Below are 21,431 nucleotides of genomic sequence, written 5' to 3' on the forward strand. Positions count from 1 at the left end.
TTTTCTTCACTCTACTTTAATCTTATTTTGCCTAACTACTTGAGCAAGCTCCTATATAATCACCATGACTAAGGTGTGCGTTTAAAGCAGGAGCTGGTATCGTTAAAGTCTTTTGAGCCCCAGTACCAGGTTTATGACATATAACTACCTTTGAGCTACCACTTGAACTAATACTATTTTCAGCTTCATCTAATTTGAACAATCTTTTAGTTACACTAATATTATAATTAGAATTGGTTCCTGTAAAAGTTAGAATACTATCACTTTCTCCACTGTTAGCAAAATCCATCTCTCCAGAGGTACTATCATCAAATGTTCCAGTGATAAAAAAATGGTTAATCCTATCATCTAGCTCACTATTTAGCTTAACTTTTTTCTCAGCCAAAATAGACCCTGATAAAAGATTACCTATAGCATAGAATACTGCAAATAACAAAAATATAACTAATGCTGATGCTATTAACACTTCCAATAATGAAAAACCTTTTTTCCTAATCATATTTTTCACCTTTCAAGAACCTTTCTCTTAATACTTAAATTACTAACATTAATTAGTAGTGATAAATCCATATAGGTCATCAACCATAAAATAGTAACTTAATATATGTGATTATAATGTTAATTTTAATTATACATTATAATATTTAATAATAAATAAAAATTATCATATTATAAGTATTAAGTGTGAAAAAGTTAGCCAATAATTATTAATGACAAGTAGTCCAATATACTCCTATCAAGAGTAAAAACAATATTTTTCATATTAATAATTAAGCAAAATGCTGCTACATTTTACTTAAAAGAGTTAATAGCCTCAATAAATAAATCTATAAAGCCAGCTTATACTTTTCATATTCAGCTGTAATTGAGCTTTCTGGTTTTGAAGTTGCTAAACTAAAGATAACTATACAAACACAACTAAGCGCAAACGCAGGAACCATCTCATAAATCTCAAACCATCCCCCAAAACTTTTAAACAGTGGCCATATCAAAACCATAAACGCCCCTGAAATAATTCCAGCTATAGCACCATACTTATTCATTCTTGACCAAAATAATGAAAATATTACTACTGCACCAAAAGAACTACCTAAGCCAGCCCAAGCGTAGCTAACTAGATTTAATATACTACTCTCTGGATTATAAGAGATAATAATCGCTAATATAGTTACTGCTAAAACAGTCAATCTACTCACATTCAGCTGCTCGGTATGCGAGGCTTTTTTCCTAAAAAATTTAGCATATACATCAACAGAAAAAGCACTAGATAAAGACAATAATTGAGCTGACGATGTACTCATAACAGCTGAAAGAACTGCCGCGAGTAAAACCCCTTCTATCCAAGGATTAAAAAACACCGCTGATAATCTAAGAAAAACTGATTCTGGATTTATTTTTTCTGCTTGGTAGTAAGCAGCTCCTAATATACCAATACAAGCAGCGCCTACGAGTGCAGCTATCATCCATGACATACATATCCACATTGCTTTAGAAGTTTTATTTGGGTCTTTTATAGCCATAAACCTAACAATAATATGTGGTTGACCAAAATACCCTAAACCCCAAGCTAATAGAGAGATTATTGTAATAATAGGAACACCAGCCGTAATATCATAAAATCCAGATATATTTATATTTGAAAGAGCACTCATAATATCTGCTTCACCAAAATTACTAAATACAACAATTGGTACCACTAAAAGAGCAAATAGCATTAAAGTTCCTTGAAAAAAATCTATCCAAGATATAGCCAAAAAGCCGCCCACACATGTATAAACAAACATTATTGAAGCAGTAAGAAGCAAAGCCTGATGGTATGAAATACCAAACATAGAGCCAAACAGTACTCCTCCGGATACAAAACCTGCTCCAACGTAAATCGTGAAAAACATTACTATAACTATAGCTGTAACAAAACGAAGTATTCCTTTATCGTCATGAAACCTATTTTCGAAATAAGCAGGTATTGTAATCGAATCTTTTACTATTTCAGTGTATATCCTTAATCTTTTAGCTATAACACCCCAATTTATAAAAGCTCCTATAGTTAACCCTAAAGGTAACCATATTTGGTTAAAACCATATATCATAAAAGCACCAGGTAAAGCTAATAATAGCCAAGAGCCCATATCAGAAGCACCAGCCCCCAATGCTGCTATCGGAGCACTTAAAGATCTACCTCCAAGCATATAATCAGAAACTTTTTTTGTTTGAAAATACGAATAAATACCTATAGTAAATATAATAACTATGTAAACAATAAAAGTTATCCAAAGTATTTGTATATTATTCATCAAGAGCCTCTAATTAATTATCATATTTGATTAAAAATTAACATTTTAGCAGGCTTTTTAAAACCCCAATCTAGTAAAATTTGTGTCATATAATACTCAAAATATTTTTACTAAAAATAAAAATAAAAAAAATCAAAAAAAATTTAAGCCATAAACTTCTCAACACCGTCTTTAAAGTCAAAACTGTGTTCAGCTGTTATATGACGCACTGTTCTTGTTGTTGAGCGCATAACTATGCTATGAGTTACAGCAAATGAGCCTCTGCGAGAACTGTTTATTCTCTTAACGCCTTTTAGCATATTACCATCAGTAACTCCTGTTGCAGCAAATATAATATTTCCTGACGCCAAATCATCTATATCATACTTTTTATTAAGGTCTGTTATACCCCATTTATAAGCTCTTTTAATTTCTTCATCATTATTAAATACGAGCCTTGCTTGCATCTGCCCACCTAGGCATTTCAAGGCTGCAGCTGCTAAAACGCCTTCTGGAGCTCCACCTGTACCTATATATACGTCTATTCCAGATCCTTCAGTAGCCGTTGAAATAACTGCTGAAACATCACCATCATCTATCAATATAACCCTAGCACCACACGCTCTTGCTTCTTTAATAATATCAGCATGCCTCGGCCTATCCATAGTACACACAACCAACGCTGATAAATGCACGCCTTTATATTCTGCTATCCGTTTAAGATTTTCTGTAACAGAATCATCTAAATCTACTATCCCTTTAGGAGCTGTTATACCTCCGACTGCTATTTTTTGCATGTATACATCAGGAGCGTTCAAAAAGCCTCCTTCATCAGCCATAGCTAAAACTGTAAGAGCATTTGGCCCACCTTTTGACGTGATAGTGGTCCCTTCTAGAGGGTCTAGAGCTATATCTACCTTTGGTCCACCTCTGCCTACCTTTTCACCTATGTATAGCATAGGCGCCTCATCCAGCTCTCCTTCACCGATAACAACCGTACCATCAACATCTACTTCATTAAGGGCATTTCTCATAGCATCAACAGCAGCTTGATCTGCTGCTATTTTATCTCCTCTACCCATTTGACTCCATGATGCTAAAGCTGCCAACTCCGTTACTCTAACCGCCTCAAGAGCTACTTTTCTATTCATTTACAGATCCTTTTTTAATTGTTTTACAGTTATAAATCGCTCAAAATAGGAGATATAAAATTTTCTATTTTTTTCTTCAAATCAGTTAATTTACCATGAAAAAAATGTCCAACTTGATTCATTTTGAGCATTACTAGATCGGCCTCTACCTTATTAATAGCAAAATCAAAAACGGATTTTGGATTAACAATGTCATCGTCTACTCCTTGAACTAAAAACCAAGGTAAATTTGGTTCTGGATATTTTGACAAATTAAATCTATCTACAGCTGGAGCTATCGTAATTAAAGATACTACATTATCTAGTTTACTTACGCCCTTGTATGCTATAGCTCCACCAAAAGAAAAACCACATAAGATTATTTTTTTAACACTTGTATTTTGCTCTATCCACTTGCAAACCACAAGCAAATCTTCAAGCTCGCCTAAACCCTCACCATATTCACCCTGGCTATCCCCTACACCTCTGTAGTTAAACCTATATGATTCTATCTTAAAAGTTTTCATGGCTCTAGAGATGGTAGTAACTACTTTGTTATGCATACTACCTTGGTATAAGGGATGAGGATGACATATAACCGCTACAATACCCTCTCTAGCCTCTTTGATTTTATCATGAGCTACTTCTATACGGCCTTGTTTACCCTCGATAAAAAATGTATTCATAAGTCTCTCTATAATTGAGATGTCAGATCACAATCCTCTAATTTTATCAGTTTTGTCTTTTTAATAAACTTATATGCCAAATATAATACTACAAATGCTATAAATCCAATGTAGGTCGAAAAAAACTCTATACTAACTCCAAGCCAGCTCTTACTAGGGTTTGTAAAGATATTTATACCTTGCCCGAGGATAATTATACTTACAAGAGCTAAGGCAATCAAAGGTGCCCACGGGAAAAACTTCGCCACAAAAGGCAAATCCTTTAAGCTTTTACCTTGTTTTATATATGCTCTTCTAAACCTATAATGACTAATTGCTATACTAAACCATGCCAAAAAACCAGCAAGACTAGAAACGTTTACTAACCAATTAAATATACCCTTACTTCCCACAAAATACACTAAAAAAAAGGAACTACCTATCAAAGAGGTAGCAAGTAACGCCATCATTGGCGTGCCTTTAGAATTAGTAATTGCAAAGGTTCTAGGAGCATGGTTAATCTTACCCAAATGCCATAAAACTCTAGTAGCACTATACATACTAGAGTTACAAGCAGATAATATCGCCGTTAAAATCACAACATTCATTATAGTAGCTGCTGATGATAACCCAACAGCTTTAAAAACTATAGTAAATGGACTCATAGAAATATCGCTATGAGACTCATTAGCTACACTTACTAGATTAGGATCATTATACGGGATCAAGAAACTAATAATTATCACTGCAAAAATATAAAAGATAACCAAACGCCAGAATGTCTGTTTTATTGCCTTAGGCACAGAAGTTTTAGGGTCTTTTGCCTCTCCTGCTGTTACACCGACAAGCTCACTACCCTGAAAAGAAAAACCTGCTATCATAAACACAGCCATAAATCCAAACAAGCCATTATGAAAAGGAGCGTCTCCTATATGCCAATTATTAAAACCAACATTTGTATGATTTCCAACTAAACCAAATATTGATAATCCTCCAACAATGATAAATATAATAACAGTAGAAACCTTTATAAAAGAAAACCAATACTCAAATTCACCATACACCCTCACTGAAAACAAATTTAAGCAAAAGATAATTAAGAGAAAAAAGGAACTCCATAACAATATAGAAGTATCAGGAAACCAATATTGAATAATTATCGCTGCAGCAATAACCTCTGTAGCAACAGTAATTGCCCAATTAAACCAATAGCTCCAACCTGTACTAAACCCAAGTGCAGGATCCACGTATTTTGTAGTATACTCACAAAAAGTACCTGCAACTGGATTATAAGCTGCCATCTCACCTAAACTTGCCATTAAAAAATATACCATAATAGCTATTATGGTATATGCTAAAACAGTTCCACCAGGTCCGGCATCAGCTATAGCTCCACCTAAAGCTAAAAATAATCCCGTACCAAGACAGCCACCTAAGGCTATCATTGACATATGACGACTTTGTAAATTACGACTAAGACTTTCTGACATTTATATTTTTCTCCTTAAACTACATATATAGCTTTTAAGCTTTATTACAAAAATAAAACTATAAAATTTACTTGCCATATTTAGGCATCAGTTTGTAAGGGAATTATTAGGTAAAAATAACATGAGAAAAGAAAGCAAGGTTGAAAGTTTTACCTTCTTTCTAAATATTCCAAACCTCTGCCATAAAAATAAAACCTAAATCCATCTTACATACTCATTTTTTATTTACTAATTTACTAACTTCATTATGTCTATTAATACTCAATAAATCAATTATATTTTTTGTTTAAAGGTTAATTTAGAGCCATGAAGAAACTCAGCATAAAAAAATTTGTAAATCGTATACTATAAAACTTATACCCTGTTATTTGACATCCGTCTTTCTGTCCCCTGAGCGATACATAATCGAATATACCATCCATGTACATATATAAACGAATATCCCACAAAACACCACATCACTAAAGAAATGCCCACCTTGTGCGATTCTCATCAAACCTAAACCGCCACCAGCAAATACTGCTGCAGCAAATACTAAGGCTTTCTTTTTTCTAGAAGCTAACAAAGGCATAAAGGCAAATAGCCAAAAACCCATCGAAGCATCACCACAAACAAAAGAACAGTTTTTATTACATTGTGAAGATATTACAAACGGTTTTTGGAAAATCTTATCACCGTTAAACTCTTGCACCATTTCAGGCCTGGGCCTGCCCCAATGATCTTTAAATATATAATTAACAACCAAACCTGGTCCAACCCATAAACAAACAACTATAAAGAATACTTCTTTTCTATACTTGACTTGCAAAGCCTTAATAAATAAAGATCCAAGCAAAAATAAAATTACTCCAACAGAAAAAATAATAGGAAAAAATCTAGCAAAAAGATGCAAAAACCCTAAAAGACCGTCATAACTACCGATAAACTCTTGTGTTGAGTAATTATAAAAATGACCAGCTATAGCTATATCCAAGTTAGGTAAAATTAAAAAAAACACCCAAGCAATAAAACAGACAACAACACCTAACGCTATATGAAATCTTATCAAAACAGCTCCTTAACAATCTCGATTTTATAAGTTTACTTACATATAAACTAAAGACTCTAACATTTTTAAACTTTTTTTTGCTAGAATACTTATTAGTTTAATTTATTATTTTAATTTTTAATTTTATACAAAAATATGACAGATAGTAAGCTTAAAAAAACAAATCATGCGACTGGACGGCTTAAAATAACTCTAATAGTCATTCTAACTGCCACTGTGATATATTTATTTATAGCACTTTTTAGTTACAATATAAATGACCCGGGTTGGAGTAGTGTCTCTTCCGAGCCTTATATTAAAAACTACGCTGGTCCAGTAGGTGCTTACGTTGCTAGTGTTATCTTATCAATATTTGGTATTATTGGTTTCATAATACCATTTTTACTTATTGATTGCATTAGGGTCCTTCTGTTAAAAAAGCCAAGTCAAATCCCTAATTACCTCATGGTAGTGATAAAAGCATTAGGGATAATTGCATTTATATTCGCTTGTGATGGACTTGCTGAATTATATCTAGGATTCGCTAACTACTGGATGCCTCAACGCTCCGGTGGAATCATCGGCTACGAAGTTGTTAAGTTTACAACTAAGTACCTAGGTACGGTTGGTGGATCAGTTGCTCTAATAGTTACACTCTTTGTGGGACTAACACTTTATTGTGGAACCACATGGATTTATCTGACTAAAACTATAATCCTCTCTTTAACAAAAGGTATTAGTTATATTACTAAACCTAGATCTAATAATTATAAAATATCAGATCCAAATGATTTTAACGAATTTGATACACAACAAACAAAATCTCTAGCTAAAGGTCAAAACCAAATATCTTCTTTAGAAATAAAAAACACTACAAACCCCAAAGAAGATGCCTTTAGAGAAATCCTAAGCAATAAAAAAGCTTCGGGTGAACTTACGTTTATAGATAAAAAAAATGAAATAGAAATTAATACTACAGAACAACTTGTAAAAAAAACGTCTTTCTCAACAACGGTACAAAGCTCAGCGAAAGCGAATACTGCTCTTAAAAAAAATGATCTACCATCTCTTGATTTACTTATAGAACCTGAGAAGAAAAAAACCGTAGTCTCGCAAGAGGAGCTTAAGCAAACATCTTCTTTACTTGAGCAAACCCTCAATGATTTTAATATTAGTGCAAAAGTTGTCGCAGCATACCCAGGACCTGTAATTACTAGATATGAAATTGATTTAGCTAGAGGTACTAAAGTTAGTAAACTTACAAATATTTCTCAAGATTTAGCTAGAGCCTTATCAACCACCGCTGTGCGTGTTGTAGAGGTGATCCCAGGTAAGCCATATGTTGGTTTAGAGCTACCAAACTCATATCGCCAAATGGTACGTATAAAAGAAGTATTATCAGCTCCTGAGTTTATCAAATCAAAAGCTCCTACCTTAATGGGGATAGGTGTAGATATTTCTGGTAAGCCTACATTTGCTGAGCTTGCAAAAATGCCTCATTTACTAGTTGCTGGTACTACAGGATCTGGTAAATCTGTAGGGGTTAATGCCATGATCATTAGTATGCTTTATAAATGCTCTCCTGAGGAATTAAAATTTATAATGATTGATCCTAAAATGTTAGAGCTTTCTATCTATGATGGCATACCTCACTTATTAACTCCTGTAGTTACAGATATGACAGAAGCTGCTAACTCACTACGCTGGTGTGTCAAGGAAATGGAGCGCCGTTATGCTCTTATGTCAGCTGCTGGAGTGCGTAATATAGCTCTTTTAAATGACAAAATAGAACAAGCTGAAAAAGCAGGACGTCCATTAAAAGATACTATGTTCATAAAGATGAATCCAGAAAGAGCACACGAAGCGCCCACTTTAACAAAAATGCCATATATAGTGGTAGTCGCAGATGAGTTTGCTGATATGATTATGGTTGTTGGTAAAAAAGTCGAAGAGCTAATAGCAAGACTTGCACAAAAAGCTCGTGCTGCTGGGATACACATAATTTTAGCGACTCAAAGACCTTCTGTAGATGTAGTAACTGGTCTTATAAAAGCAAACATTCCTACTAGAATGTCATTTCAGGTTTCTTCAAGAATTGACTCTAGAACTATTTTAGATCAACAAGGAGCTGAACAACTATTAGGTCAAGGTGATATGCTATATCTAAAACCAGGGTTTGGTGCCCCTATGCGTATTCATGGTGCTTTTGTGGATGATAATGAAGTCCATAAAGTTGTTGATGCTTGGAAAGAGTATGGTGCCCCAGAATATATTGAAAGTATACTAGAATCCACCGAAGACAGTAATGATGGAGCTTCAAACTCTAGTGGAGAAAGTGAAGATCCTCTATATAATGAAGCTGTTGGAATAGTTATTAAAACTCAAAAAGCCTCTATATCTGCAATACAACGTAAGCTCAAAATTGGCTATAACCGCTCAGCAAGACTTATGGAAGAGATGGAAGAAAACGGTATAGTATCAGAAATGAATTCAAATGGTATGCGTGAAGTACTTATAAAGAGAGAAAATTAATGAGAAAAGCAATTTTATACATATTGTTAATACTAATCACTAGCACTTGCTTTGCTAAATCTGATTCTATTAGCTTGATTGATAAGCTAAACAATATAGACTCGATGACAGCAGATTTTACACAAAAGCTAATTGATGGACAAAGCAGTAATAATATTAGCTCAAAAGGCTTTATACTCTTAAAAAAACCTCACTTTTTTAAATGGGTAACACAGTCACCTAATAAACAAGAAATTGTATCAAATGGTAAAAAACTTTGGATTTATGATAGCGACCTTGAGCAACTAATTGTTAAAAAGGTATCTGATAATATTGCTCAATTTCCTTATTTGATATTACTAGCAGACAATACTGAGAATATTGGTGAAATGTTTAATATATATAAAAAAAATAATAATACTTATATCTTAAAGCCAAAAAACAATGAGATGATAACTAGCTTAACTATAAAATTCACCGATGAAAATCAGCTAGATTACTTAGATATTTCAACATCTTTGCAGCAATATACTCAAATAAATTTTAGTAACACTAAAACCGATATATCTAATATAAAAAATGATGACTTCAACTTCGTACCTCCCAAAGGTACCGATATAATTGATGAAACTTAATAAGTTTTACAACTTCCCAAATACTTATATTCAACCTAATTACCTCAACCAGCTTTTTCTCTTTAAACACCCAAGCAAATTGCTATAAAACAACTTGGAAATTAGCAAATAATATCTTATGGTTTAGTTTAGTTACCAAGTTAAAACCCCAACAAAGGTTAAGGTGGTGGTGGGATGGAAGAGTTTGAATATATACAAAAAGCTATTGAGATTCTTTATATACAAGATGATCTACTAGCTGTTATTTCCCTTACAAAGTTCCGTGGTGAAGAAGACATATATAACAAAACTAAAGAAAATCTAAAAAAATTCACCGAAGCACTAAAAGAAAAAGACGACATAATAATAGGACAAGGCTCATCTACTGTCACTCTAGCACAAATTATCCGTGCTCTTGAGAATCCTAATAAAAAAAATCGAGCACTTGCAATAATACAAGCGCATCATGAAATAATCGTTGAGGAAATTTATCGTAAATATTGTTTAGCAAAACAAAAAAATAGTTCTCTTACTTCAATGGAAAGCTCCATTAAAAATATAAACATCTTCCACTTAGCACGTAATTTAATACTCTCATTCTACGGAAGCGATGTACTTGCCAATTTAGCCACATCACTACATGAAATAGCTAAAGATGAAGAATCGGGTTATATCTTTGCATTTGAATGCCTTAATACTTCAGAGAATGCTCCTTTTCATATATTCGATTTGCTTATGCCTACAGAGGTTACTACCACAGTGGCAGGAAACCAAGGTACTTTTTTAGAAAAAATTGAACGAGATTACTCAAATTTCAGCAAGAAAATCCCCAAAGGCCTGCCCCAAATAACACTTGAATCAAATTTTCACTACCAAACGCTTTATTACATTCTTTGCTACTTTAAAGATAATCTCAGCTATAAATTTGTCTACGATAAAATTAAAGAGTCAAATAAAGCTCCTGAAATTTATTACATAATTGATAAAGACATTTATAAAAAACTACCCAAAAAACTTGAAAATGACAATATTTCCTCGAAGCTCAACTCAGTACTAGCGAACGCTGAAAGCATACAAAATAAAACAAATAGTTACTTTAAAGAAATAGAAAAAATCAAGAATAAAGCTTTGCGACTAAAGGAACAAAAAAAGAATAAAGTTAACGTATCTCTTAAACAATCTATTATATTAATGACACTAAGCTTAACTATAGCTATGCTACAAGAATTAAGTGAACGCTTATCAAAGTTAGCTCCCACAGTAGCAAAGACTCCAAAGATACCTAAAAGACATGAGGTAAATGCTGATAAATTACCACGGTTTATTAAATGGAAAGAAGCCCTTGATAAATTCATAGAGTCGCTTGATAACAAAACTGATAATTTCCTGTATCTTATTTATTATAAATTAATGTCTGCTATTTTAAGTGAATATGATGAAACTTCTAAAATATATAATGACATATTTACTAACACACCATTTGACGACACAACTATTCGCACAATAGTTACAGAGAAATCAAAGTTAATAGCAAATATACAAAAAAACCCTCTTATGCTTATGGATAGTATCTGTAGTGACCAAAATCTTGACATCGAGACCCAAGATGTTATAGCAAATTTTTTTAAAGACGCTAATAGCTCAATTGTTCCCATTACTCAAAACTGTATAGAAGAGTTTTGTTGCATTCTACCTAATACACACATGAGACAACAGTACCAAGAAATTGCTAAAAGAACAAACAAACATCCTCTTTACCCTTTAATTACTATATATTGTGAATGGTACAAATTAAGAGCTTTTATAAATTTTTTCGAAAATTTTGGCAATAATCTATCTAGTTATTACATCGGGATAGAAAGTGTTAAGGGTGATGATTTTGAGATTTTATACAGAGATTTCATCTACCTAAATTACCTTTTCAGCTCTATTTATGATGAGCTAGATCCATCAACCCAGAGTATGGTTTTAAAATTTCTCTCCATCTTCTCTATAAAACCTGAAAATCCAAACCACCATATAGGATTCAAAAGGCTCGCTGTCATAGAGAGTTTAATTTTTACATCTAAAAAATTTGACGCTTTAGAACTGGAGAAATATTTTACTACTAAAAAAAATGTCAAAATTAGTTCTAAATGTATACTTTTTATCCGCTCTCTAAGTGAAAGAAAAGATGGGGTCTCCCTTATTGAAATCAATCAAGATAACCATGTTTTAGCTTATAAAAAAGATAATAAAACTCTATTTAAACTAACATTATCTCATAACGAATATAACGAAATAAAAGAAGAGCTTCAACAATTACAGGAGTTAGGAGATCAAACAGCAGTTATAGCACTTGCAGCAATTATATTCATGAAAAAATATTTTGATAGTTTTTTAATAGATACTGATTTACCGAAAGTAAAGTTTAAAGGCTTTTATACTAATGAAATATTTGCAGCCTTTCGTCAAGTTAAATTAAAAAGTGACCCAGTTAGCTCTTTTATAGACTTAAAAGAAAACTGTATAGCTTTAGAAAACTTAATGTTTGATTTATCTAAATATACAAGAAAATCAGCGAAGAAAAAATCACCTAAGGCTGTAGAAAACAAAAAAATCCGAGCTACTAACTACATCTTAGAAAAATGTGACTTCTATAAAAGGTATTTTCTTGAATCAGGTTCAAAATTGGATAGGTTAGAATTAAATGTATTAGAAGATTTTATAATGAACATTAGAAAACTTTTAGAAGATAAAGATATCACTAAAGCTACTGTAGGAGAATCTAAGTGTAAAGCTAATTTAAAAAAAGCTGTTACTGTTTTTAGTGAACTGTATTATAAGCTAACCCATATCGACCAATGCTATTTCTCTCAATACACTGTTACAAGCTTAAAACCATTTAAACCCAACGATATGTTCACGGACAATATGGCTTATTATCTATCAAAAACATTTGTCCGCAATGAAGAATCTTCTTTGACTCGGCATCAAAACTTAAACCCTTATAATATACCAGAACGCTTTAACAAAGAAGAGTCTAAAACCGCTTTGGAAGTAGCAAATATAGAGACTTCTTTACACAAATTTAACTACGAAAATGACCAAAAAATGTTAGGTGCATTTTACGATAAAGAAATTGAACAAGAGGTTATTCCTCATAATATAGATAATAGGTTTTACGTGTTTCTTAGAATTTTAGCTGAAATGAGTGAGTACTATATGGATGCTATTATAAATATTTTTGGGGAAAGTTTTGATAAGAAAGACCATGATAGATATGAAAAATTCTTAGATAAACTTATTATAGACTTTCAACTAGCTATCAATACAGATTTCAAAACCACAAAACTAGATAAGATTATCAAAGAATTTAAAATAAGCATGCTAGAACTTGATATTTATGTAAATTTTACATTAAAAACTCAAAAATCTAAAGGTTTTGAGCATAATAATAGCTTAGACCTTTCTAAACTCGAGACATTTATTTCAAGTAGCCGGTCTCGATTAAAAATTGGGTCTTTTGATAAAATCAAATTCTATAGTAGCTCATATAAGGAATTTAGCTTAATCGACAAGTTTACTAGAACTACTGATGAGCTTAATAAAATATATTCTTTTATGAAAGAAAATAAGAATTTTATAATTATATCATACTCAGATCTTTTAACCATATATGAGTTAAGAAATGAAGAAGCTTTAACAAACTACCTAAATAATCCTGACACTGAAGAAAAACATATATTAAATCGTATACTTTTTGATCCGTCTACAACATCTTATGACCTCAGTAGTTTTAAAAGTTCTATTGACAGGTATCATGAGTATCTCTCAAATAATATTATACTTCCTGATTACGATGTTGACTCTATTGTACTACCCTGTGGTTTACTTAACTATGAATATGAGCAAATCATCACTATAATCTGCCAGGACATACTTGAAAATAGGAAAAATTATAAAGGAGTTCTTAACTTTAAATGGTGGCACCTAACTCTCATAGGAGAGGTAATTGATTATCTTTATACCACAAGTCATTTAGCGAAGGGAATTAAAGAAATCCAAAAAATATTAAATGATGAAAATGAACCAGACCTACAAAGAAAAATCGATAAAATTATAGAAGTTGCAGACACCCGCCTTAAAAAAAATAATAAACGGCGAGATGATGTACGTAACGTTTACGAATTTTTAACTCGAGACTTATCAAATTATATTTCAAAACAAAAACAAATTTCCAAGAGCAAACCAACTATTAAATTTGACTTTTTAAATAAAAGGAGCCGTAGTTTCCACTACAAGTATGACTCTAGCAATTTAGGACACAGCCCTCCTAGGAGTAATCAAAGAGGTCCTGTGATAGAAGAAATTAATATAAATCATCCTCAAGTTAAGGAGATTAGTAAAAATTTAGCTCCATTATATCTACTAGACGATGAAATGCGAAGCAGTGTTGCACTAGAAATAGTAAGCGACGTCAATAGTCATGATATAGAACGTGCTTCCTTAGTTTCTAGTGGTTTTATTGATGTCTGTATAGGTAAAAGGCATTTATCAGGACAGATTAACTTAAATCCCGCAGAAAAATTTTATATTAAACCCTGCCGTTGTGTAACAAAAAATGAGCTTGAAGGTCCTATAGTGCCCGATATCTTAAAACTTACCAGAAGTTTAGGAGCATTCGGCAATAACTTAATCCTATTACCAATAAGTTTTAACAACTGGCATTTTATACTTTTAATCATTGATATCAAACATCGTACGCTTTATTTTTTCGACTCCTATGGCGATCAGCGGGTCAATTGGGCAAAAGATGTTATCAAAAAAATCCCTGAATTAAGAAATTATAATCTAATCGCTCTTATAGACAACTTTCAACAAAATAATGACTGTGGCTTTTTAGTACTTCACTTCATCGACTATATCTACATGCATAACGATCTTAATATGAATATGCTTCAAGTATATAATGCTATGAGAAGAAACTACGACAGTAATTTTTTAAGGCAGTACTTTTGTAGTTTTGCTGGCGAACCTTTTGCAAATAGTAGTGACTTTCTTAATTTTTTTGAGAGTAATCAAATGTATGAATCTAATAAAAAATATGCTGAACTTTATTAGTTAGTGTTTAAGCTGATAATTAATTTTAAAAGTATATTTTTTTCTGTTACCAATAAACTCCTTCGTGATAAATGCACCAATTTATATTGGAATTGGTATAACTTGATACATTTAAATTTAACCATCTAAAAAGCTTAGTTTCTTTTTAGACTCTCTTTTAAAAATATTTCTATGTTTTAAGATTTCTTTTTTTTGAGATTCTGACTTCTGAGGATTTTTTTTATCAAACTCCTGCAAAAAGTTATCAATCTCACTAACATAAGCTCTATTTTTCTTATTATCAAACAAATGCGCTAATCGCAATATAAGTTTCATCATATTATAGAACCTCTCTTTATACTATTACATTTTTCTTGTGGCTTGCTGATAATTATACTAAACTAGACACCAAAGTCACTTATAAACATAAGCTTTTAAGTATTAAGCGCATGCGTTTAAGTCAAAAACCTAGAATTATTGGAATATTCTTAATGTTTCTAAGCGTTACCATGCTTAGCCCCATTATAGTAGATTATATATATTCTGAGCATAACTCATTTCCTTTTTTGATAAGTTTTACAATCACTTTTTCAGCTGGGTTTATACTGTGGCTTATAGGTAGAAATTCTAGCAAAAAACTTTCTAACCGAGATGGTTTTATTATCGTTGCGCTAGTATGGATTATTGTTACTATGTTTGGAGCAATTCCATATATGACTTTTCCTGGTTTGGGCTTATCCTTTAGCCACGCTGTATTTGAGTCAACATCTGGGTTTACTACAACTGGCGGTACGGTCATAAGTGGTTTGGATAATTTACCTCATAGCATTTTATTTTACCGTCAACAAACAGAGTTTTTTGGCGGTATGGGTATTATCGTTTTATCTGTAGCTATCCTGCCTTTACTTGGAGTTGGTGGTATGCAGCTTTACAAAGCGGAAATAGCAGGACAATGGAAAGACGAAAAACTAACACCAAAAATATCTAGTACAGCTAAGGCACTTTGGATGGTTTATTTACTATTTACATTTTTATGTTTTATCTCTTATATAATTGTTGGAATGGATCCTTTTAACGCGATATGCTATACGTTCTCCACAGTATCAACTGGCGGTTTTGCTCCTAGTGATGCCAGTATGACTGACAAATCTACTGGGGTTCTGATTGTTTGTGGTATATTTTTATTTCTAGGTGCTACAAGTTTTAAAGCCCATTATATAGCTTTATCAAAACTAAGCCTTAAGCATTATTTCAAAAATATAGAGTTTAAAGCATACTGTTACTTTCTGTTTTTTTGTTCATTTATTATAGCTATCACCATGATAGCTTATACAGATGATTTAACAAAGATCCCTAGAATTATAACTGATAGTATATTCCAAGTAATAACTATAAGTTCTAGTGCAGGATTTGTGTCTGACAGTAACTTCTATTTATGGCCCAGTTTTCTACCAGTCATGCTTATGTTTATGGCTATAATTGGCGGCTGCGGTGGTTCAACTGCTGGCGGATTAAAAATGATTCGAGCTATACTCTTTAAAGAAAAAGCTATGCTTGAAGCAAAGAGAGTTATTCACCCACAAGGTGTTTTTACAGTTAAGCTTGGTGATATACACATCTCAGAACAAGCTCTAAATAGAGTATCTGGCTACATTTCAGTTTATATTATAGTTTTTGCTGTTGCATGGCTAGCTTTATTAGGATGTGGGTTAGATGTTACTACAGCTTTTTCTACAACTGCTACCACTTTATCTAATGTAGGTCCTGGATTAGGAGAAATAGGGTCTAACTTCAAAAATTTACCAAGCCAAGCTCTTTGGATATGCAACTTCACTATGATTGCTGGACGTTTGGAGATCTTTACTATCTTAGTTTTATTTATGCCAGAGTTCTGGAAGAAGTAAACCTCTAAAATTCAGATGCCTCTGCCCTATAAGACAAATTACCTACACGGTTATACTCTATGTCGTTAACTTTAATGATTATTTTATAATCAATATTTGACTCTTTTCCTTTACATGATGCTCTTAACAAAACATTTTTATCAGACAAGTAAGCTTTGAAGGAACCAGACTCAGTCTGCTTATCTTTTATACCATCTTTAGATTTTATATAAATAAATTTACAACCTTTATTATTAGTTATATATACTTTGATATTAAACTCTGTTGGATCCGTTTGATCAATATTTTTTATTCCGCTAGGCAAACTAGCCGAATCAAAGCTGTAATCTTTATATGCAGTAACTTTTGATTTACTAAACCCTTGGTCTAACAACGCTAATCGTTGAGCTTTAACTTGTGATTGAGTTTCTGTAATACAACCAACAGATACAATAACTAAACTTAAAACTATTGTTGCATTTCTCTTTAGTTTTAGAAAACGTTTTCTTATTCTCATAGAAACCTTCCAAATTTCTATTTCATAAAGCAAATCTTAAACTTTTATTACTAGATACGCAAGGATTTATAATATTTTAGGTTTATTTATTCTTCTGTCTCAACCTCTTCAGAATTTTGTTGCTTTTTGTACTCATAGTAGTCTTTCATAGTTAAACCTTTAGCTCTAAACTCAGCTTTTTCTGCTATTTCATCTAGTCTTCTCTTAGAATACTCAACATGTTCTAGAGCATAATCTTCAACTGGTTGACCCTGTAAATTAAATCTCTGCTTAAGCTCAAAAACAGCTCTATGATAACGAGTATCACCCACATAACGACGCAAAACATTACGTAAAACTAGTTTATCTACAGGTGTGAAATGCTCGTTTTGATATATTATTTCTATCTCTTCACTTATACCTATTTTGAGTGGTTTTTTGCTTATTGGGTCAAAACATTTAGGGAAACGAACACACAACCATTTAAATAATTTAGCTTCTTCTTTTTGTCTTTCTTTTTCAATATCTACAGTAATAACTAGCTCTTCACTATCTTCAACTATAGGGTTTTGCAGCTCATCAACTATTTTATTATTTATTCTATGACCATATTGTGGAATACGTATAAAAGAAGTATCTCTATCTTCTACTTTTTTAGCAGGAGCCTTCGTAGGGGGGATAGTTTTATTTTTAGAGATATTTTTGTCTCTAGCTTGTTTCATTCTAGATGTTTTTTCCTCTATCTTAGAGGATGCACCAATCAAAGACTGTAACAATGAAAAATCGTTTAGTTTATTTCTACCTTCAGACATCTTATTTATTTTCTAATTTGTAGAGTTCTACTCTTTTATATACTTATGCTATATCCTACTACAAAATCATATCTTTTAGCAAGCAATAAAGCTTTGTGGAGATTTTTTTTGTCATGAAAAGCAATTATCATTGACAAAAACCATAATTTCACTATAATATTCTACATCTTTGTGGCTATGTAGCTCAGTTGGTTAGAGCACAGCATTCATAATGCTGGGGTCACTGGTTCAAGTCCAGTCATAGCTACCACTTATTTATCCATTTAAACTCAATGCTTTTAAGTGTAATAATCAAATAAACCTGTAGACAAATTAAGTCCCCATTTTCTAAAAAGGATAGCTTTAGATGAATTTGTTCTATAACCAACTGCTAATACTATATCCAGGTTATATATCTCGATATTCCTTTTACAGTTCTAGAATCCATCATTTTGAATTTGTGCAATTTTTGCACATGTTGAGTTTTTGTCCACATCATTATCTAAATATATATTTCTTATATGCTTAGTAACTAGACTTCTTTCAATTTCAAAAATACTAGCAATATCTTTTTAACTAGCCTATATAGTTTCACTCTCAAAGTTAGTTTTTAACACAAATATAATTTAGACGCTTTATAGAAACCGTATAAATTATATTGCTATTAAGCTCCATATTAGTTTTAGTTTCTATAGTTTGTTTATGCTCAGGGTAAATCTAGGAAAATCTTTTCTCTTCAGCTAAGTATAACTCTCTTAATATCACCTAACTTTTACAAACCTTAGTTTATTTTCATATCTGTAAATTTCAAACTCAGTGACAAACCTTCTTGTTTTAAACCTATTTATTATCTTTTTAATCATGTGGCTCCTCTTAACCTACAAGTTCATAAACTATATGCTTTTTTACTCTAACCAGTGTTCTCAATATAATGGCCTGTCACTAACTTGCTATACCCTAGTACCTTAGGGCTGGTATTACTATAGCTGTAGTACAAGCCTAATAAGCTTATCAAAACTTATAACTTATATTAACGTTAAATAATATAGGAAAAAAATAGTATATCTATATTCTTTTTTGATAGCTACTGGTTAAATTAAACAAGCTACAAAATGATTATAATCTTAAAAGGTGTACAAATAAGCCAAAGCAATGTGTCTAATGGTAATAAGGTGGAAAGAACCGACATTCTTTTAGGGCCTTGCTAAAGTATAATTTCACTACATATCCTTAGCAGCAGATAAAGCACTTATCATTTCAGAAGTTAAATTATTAAAGCCTCTTGGAGAATTAGGAGTAAATATCACATTCGATTTACCTGATTTTGTCATATTTTCTAAAGTATCTAAAGGGACTTTCCAAATAAATGTGTAAATTCTTAATTAACCTGCTAGATTATTTCTAGCGAAATATTAAGGATAGAAACAATGTCTAAGAATAAGAAGTCAGAAGATATTTACACAGCTATTGCAGATCAAATAATAGATTCAGGTGTTGATATTAATCAAATGTTTGAGAAAGATGGTTTGCTAAAGCAACTAACAAAACGATTATTAGAAAAAGCACTAGATGCAGAAATGAATAGTCATCTTGGTTATTCAAAACACCAAAGGACTAATTCATCAAATGCTAGGAATGGCTATAGTAACAAGACATTAGCTACAGACACAGGTAATTTGGAAATATCAGTTCCACGAGATAGAGATAGTGACTTTGAACCTCAAATAGTTCCCAAAAGAGTCACCAAGATAAACGGCTTAGACCAAAAAATTATATCTTTGTATGCTAAAGGTATGAGTACTACAGATATCCAACAACAGTTATTTGAGTTATATGATACAAAGATAAGTACAAGCTTTATAAGTGATGTTACAGAAGCTATTATTGATGATGTTAAAGCATGGCAAAATAGACCTTTAGAGTCAGTTTATCCAATAGTGTTTTTTGACTGTATAGTCGTTAAAGTTAGAGAAGACAAGCATATTATTAATAAAGCTGTGTATGTGGCTCTTGGCATATCGTTAACTGGTCATAAGGATGTATTAGGTCTTTGGATCAGTCAAAATGAAGGTGCTAAATATTGGCTTAGTGTTTTTACTGAATTAAAGAATAGAGGCTTACAGGATATATTTATAGCATGTACTGATAATTTAAAAGGCATGTCTGATGCTATACAAGCTATATACCCTGAGACAAAGCATCAGCTTTGTATCGTTCATCAAATTCGTAATAGTCTTAAGTATGTGCCATATAAAGACAAGAAAGAGGTAGCTAGAGAGTTAAAGAAAATATATGATGCTGATACCATTGCAATAGCTCAATCTGAGCTTGATAACTTTGCAAATAAATATGATACTAAATATCCTTTAATTTCAAAGTCATGGATAAATAATTGGGATAATTTAACTGTATTCTTGCAATATCCTCCAAAAATTCGTAAAGTTATTTACACTACTAATGCGATTGAATCGCTTAATAGCCAGTTTAGGAAAGTCATTAAGAATAAAAAGCTATTTCCTAAAGATGACTCTGTTTTCAAATCTTTGTACTTGGCTATAGATTATTTGACTAAAAAATGGTCTATGCCTGTTAAATATTGGAATGAGGCTATGCCTTATTTCGCTATCGAGTTTGAGCATAGAATTCAGAGATTCATGTAAGTGAATTTACACAGTTAAGTGGAAAGGCTCTATCTAAATATTGGTACATCATCACAAGTGAAGATATATACTCAGAAGATATACTACCGTCAGTACCTTCCTTAACATCTTCTATAGAAACTCTTAAGCCTCTAGCTATTGCTTTACGTTGCTCAGCAATACCTTCACCAAGTAGCTTCATCGATTCTTTTTGACCTTCAGCTTCTTTTATTTTTATAAGCTTTTCGGCTTCTGCTTTTGCTTTTGTAGCTTCAAGTTGCCTTTGGGCGGCATTAATCTCATTCATAGAGCGTTTTACGTTTTCTTCTGGATTTATATCAACAACTAAAGATTTAATTATTGTATAACCATAAGTACTCATTTCCTCAGAAAGCTCTTTTTTGATATCTAAAGCTATAGCATCTTTATTCTCAAAAGACTCATCTAAACTCATACGTGGTAAAGATGACCTAATCACGTCAAAGACATACGACTCCATTTGCGCTCTAGCATTTGTAAGCTTATAAAATGCGTCTACAGCTCGAGATTCTTCCACTAAAAATTGTACCGAAACTTTCATATGTACAAATACATTATCCCTTGTTTTAGTCTCAGCTATTATATCTAACTGTTGCACTCTTAAGCTAACCCTACCAGCTACCATTTCTATAAATGGAATTCTAAAATTAAGGCCTGCCTTTTGAATCCTTACAAATTTCCCAAATCTCTCTATAATATTTACAGATTGTGTTGCTACAAGACTTATCGAAAAACCTAGCAATACAACAACAAGTAATAATAAAAATACTAACCAAACCATAAACATCTTT

General features: G+C 32.1%; 15 protein-coding genes, 1 tRNA gene and 3 pseudogenes. 7 read left to right on the plus strand and 12 right to left on the minus strand.

Annotated elements, in window-relative coordinates; all coding sequences use genetic code 11:
- Nucleotides 1-31 precede the first annotated feature (31 nt).
- From E3E15_RS06740 to lpxF, 6 genes are all read right to left on the minus strand, one after another.
- Nucleotides 32-499 (minus strand): PulJ/GspJ family protein, encoded by a 468-nt coding sequence (locus E3E15_RS06740; protein ID WP_172107064.1) that lies wholly within the window; start codon nt 497-499, stop codon nt 32-34.
- A gap of 328 nt (nt 500-827) precedes the next feature.
- Nucleotides 828-2,294 (minus strand): sodium/proline symporter PutP, encoded by a 1,467-nt coding sequence (gene putP / locus E3E15_RS06745; protein WP_035720211.1) that lies wholly within the window; start codon nt 2,292-2,294, stop codon nt 828-830.
- 143 nt (nt 2,295-2,437) lie between these two features.
- Nucleotides 2,438-3,424 carry a class II fructose-bisphosphatase gene (glpX, locus tag E3E15_RS06750; RefSeq protein ID WP_035720213.1) on the minus strand — a complete coding sequence of 329 codons (987 nt, stop codon included), beginning with the start codon at nt 3,422-3,424 and terminating at the stop codon, nt 2,438-2,440.
- 29 nt (nt 3,425-3,453) lie between these two features.
- Nucleotides 3,454-4,089: an alpha/beta hydrolase gene (locus E3E15_RS06755; protein ID WP_035720215.1), complete on the minus strand. Its 636-nt coding sequence runs from the start codon at nt 4,087-4,089 to the stop codon at nt 3,454-3,456.
- An 8-nt stretch (nt 4,090-4,097) separates the two neighbouring features.
- Nucleotides 4,098-5,558: an amino acid permease gene (locus tag E3E15_RS06760; protein ID WP_172107065.1), complete on the minus strand. Its 1,461-nt coding sequence runs from the start codon at nt 5,556-5,558 to the stop codon at nt 4,098-4,100.
- A gap of 364 nt (nt 5,559-5,922) precedes the next feature.
- Complete coding sequence (gene lpxF / locus E3E15_RS06765) at nt 5,923-6,606, minus strand: lipid A 4'-phosphatase LpxF (RefSeq protein WP_172107066.1); 684 nt, start codon at nt 6,604-6,606, stop codon at nt 5,923-5,925.
- A gap of 135 nt (nt 6,607-6,741) precedes the next feature.
- Between lpxF and E3E15_RS08005 the strand changes: the two are divergent.
- The 4 genes and pseudogenes from E3E15_RS08005 to E3E15_RS06780 form a co-directional block, all read left to right on the plus strand.
- Nucleotides 6,742-7,384 (plus strand): annotated as a pseudogene (locus E3E15_RS08005) (DNA translocase FtsK 4TM domain-containing protein); the annotation flags it as partial.
- A gap of 206 nt (nt 7,385-7,590) precedes the next feature.
- Nucleotides 7,591-9,117 (plus strand): annotated as a pseudogene (locus E3E15_RS08010) (DNA translocase FtsK); the annotation flags it as partial.
- Complete coding sequence (lolA, locus tag E3E15_RS06775; RefSeq protein WP_172107068.1) at nt 9,117-9,731, plus strand: outer membrane lipoprotein periplasmic chaperone LolA; 615 nt, start codon at nt 9,117-9,119, stop codon at nt 9,729-9,731. The pseudogene E3E15_RS08010 and the gene lolA, both read left to right, overlap by 1 nt.
- 174 nt (nt 9,732-9,905) lie before the next feature.
- Nucleotides 9,906-14,813: a hypothetical protein gene (locus E3E15_RS06780; RefSeq protein ID WP_172107069.1), complete on the plus strand. Its 4,908-nt coding sequence runs from the start codon at nt 9,906-9,908 to the stop codon at nt 14,811-14,813.
- A gap of 117 nt (nt 14,814-14,930) precedes the next feature.
- Here E3E15_RS06780 and E3E15_RS06785 read toward each other — a convergent pair whose 3' ends face one another.
- Nucleotides 14,931-15,131: a CBU_0585 family protein gene (locus E3E15_RS06785; RefSeq protein ID WP_035720226.1), complete on the minus strand. Its 201-nt coding sequence runs from the start codon at nt 15,129-15,131 to the stop codon at nt 14,931-14,933.
- A gap of 110 nt (nt 15,132-15,241) precedes the next feature.
- Between E3E15_RS06785 and E3E15_RS06790 the strand changes: the two genes are divergently transcribed.
- On the plus strand, nt 15,242-16,696 hold the full coding sequence (locus E3E15_RS06790; RefSeq protein WP_035720227.1) for a potassium transporter TrkG: 1,455 nt from the start codon (nt 15,242-15,244) through the stop codon (nt 16,694-16,696).
- A gap of 4 nt (nt 16,697-16,700) precedes the next feature.
- Here the strand turns inward: E3E15_RS06790 and E3E15_RS06795 are convergent, their stop codons facing one another.
- Both E3E15_RS06795 and E3E15_RS06800 read right to left on the minus strand, forming a co-directional pair.
- Nucleotides 16,701-17,192, minus strand: a complete 492-nt coding sequence (locus E3E15_RS06795) for an FTL_1709 family lipoprotein (protein WP_051686775.1) — start codon at nt 17,190-17,192, stop codon at nt 16,701-16,703.
- An 86-nt stretch (nt 17,193-17,278) separates the two neighbouring features.
- Nucleotides 17,279-17,983 carry a ProQ/FINO family protein gene (locus tag E3E15_RS06800; RefSeq protein ID WP_035720230.1) on the minus strand — a complete coding sequence of 235 codons (705 nt, stop codon included), beginning with the start codon at nt 17,981-17,983 and terminating at the stop codon, nt 17,279-17,281.
- 173 nt (nt 17,984-18,156) lie between these two features.
- Between E3E15_RS06800 and E3E15_RS06805 the strand changes: the two genes are divergently transcribed.
- A tRNA-Met gene (locus E3E15_RS06805) sits at nt 18,157-18,233 on the plus strand.
- Between the two features lie 28 nt (nt 18,234-18,261).
- Here E3E15_RS06805 and rhuM read toward each other — a convergent pair.
- Entirely contained in the window at nt 18,262-18,384 is a 123-nt protein-coding gene (gene rhuM / locus E3E15_RS08015; protein WP_081835932.1) for a RhuM family protein, read from the minus strand.
- A 798-nt stretch (nt 18,385-19,182) separates the two neighbouring features.
- Nucleotides 19,183-19,311 (minus strand): annotated as a pseudogene (locus tag E3E15_RS07975) (SPFH domain-containing protein); the annotation flags it as partial.
- A gap of 78 nt (nt 19,312-19,389) precedes the next feature.
- On the opposite strand from E3E15_RS07975, the gene E3E15_RS06820 reads away from it, so the two are divergent.
- On the plus strand, nt 19,390-20,622 hold the full coding sequence (locus E3E15_RS06820) for an IS256 family transposase (RefSeq protein WP_172106156.1): 1,233 nt from the start codon (nt 19,390-19,392) through the stop codon (nt 20,620-20,622).
- Here E3E15_RS06820 and E3E15_RS06825 read toward each other — a convergent pair.
- The gene (locus tag E3E15_RS06825; RefSeq protein ID WP_342589346.1) at nt 20,615-21,427 is read right to left on the minus strand and encodes an SPFH domain-containing protein; all 813 of its coding nucleotides are present in this window, start codon (nt 21,425-21,427) and stop codon (nt 20,615-20,617) included. The two genes, E3E15_RS06820 and E3E15_RS06825, sit on opposite strands and share 8 nt — an antisense overlap.
- Nucleotides 21,428-21,431 lie beyond the last annotated feature (4 nt).

The organism is Allofrancisella frigidaquae (assembly GCF_012222825.1).
Lineage (GTDB): Bacteria > Pseudomonadota > Gammaproteobacteria > Francisellales > Francisellaceae > Francisella > Francisella frigidaquae.

Bases quoted from the DNA above. Each gene is read 5' to 3' on its own strand.
- E3E15_RS06740 (WP_172107064.1), bottom strand. From the start codon at position 499: ATGATTAGGAAAAAAGGTTTTTCATTATTGGAAGTGTTAATAGCATCA.
- putP (WP_035720211.1), bottom strand. From the start codon at position 2,294: ATGAATAATATACAAATACTTTGGATAACTTTTATTGTTTACATAGTT.
- glpX (WP_035720213.1), bottom strand. From the start codon at position 3,424: ATGAATAGAAAAGTAGCTCTTGAGGCGGTTAGAGTAACGGAGTTGGCA.
- E3E15_RS06755 (WP_035720215.1), bottom strand. From the start codon at position 4,089: ATGAATACATTTTTTATCGAGGGTAAACAAGGCCGTATAGAAGTAGCT.
- E3E15_RS06760 (WP_172107065.1), bottom strand. From the start codon at position 5,558: ATGTCAGAAAGTCTTAGTCGTAATTTACAAAGTCGTCATATGTCAATG.
- lolA (WP_172107068.1), top strand. From the start codon at position 9,117: ATGAGAAAAGCAATTTTATACATATTGTTAATACTAATCACTAGCACT.
- E3E15_RS06780 (WP_172107069.1), top strand. From the start codon at position 9,906: ATGGAAGAGTTTGAATATATACAAAAAGCTATTGAGATTCTTTATATA.
- E3E15_RS06785 (WP_035720226.1), bottom strand. From the start codon at position 15,131: ATGATGAAACTTATATTGCGATTAGCGCATTTGTTTGATAATAAGAAA.
- E3E15_RS06790 (WP_035720227.1), top strand. From the start codon at position 15,242: ATGCGTTTAAGTCAAAAACCTAGAATTATTGGAATATTCTTAATGTTT.
- E3E15_RS06795 (WP_051686775.1), bottom strand. From the start codon at position 17,192: ATGAGAATAAGAAAACGTTTTCTAAAACTAAAGAGAAATGCAACAATA.
- E3E15_RS06800 (WP_035720230.1), bottom strand. From the start codon at position 17,983: ATGTCTGAAGGTAGAAATAAACTAAACGATTTTTCATTGTTACAGTCT.
- E3E15_RS06820 (WP_172106156.1), top strand. From the start codon at position 19,390: ATGTCTAAGAATAAGAAGTCAGAAGATATTTACACAGCTATTGCAGAT.
- E3E15_RS06825 (WP_342589346.1), bottom strand. From the start codon at position 21,427: ATGTTTATGGTTTGGTTAGTATTTTTATTATTACTTGTTGTTGTATTG.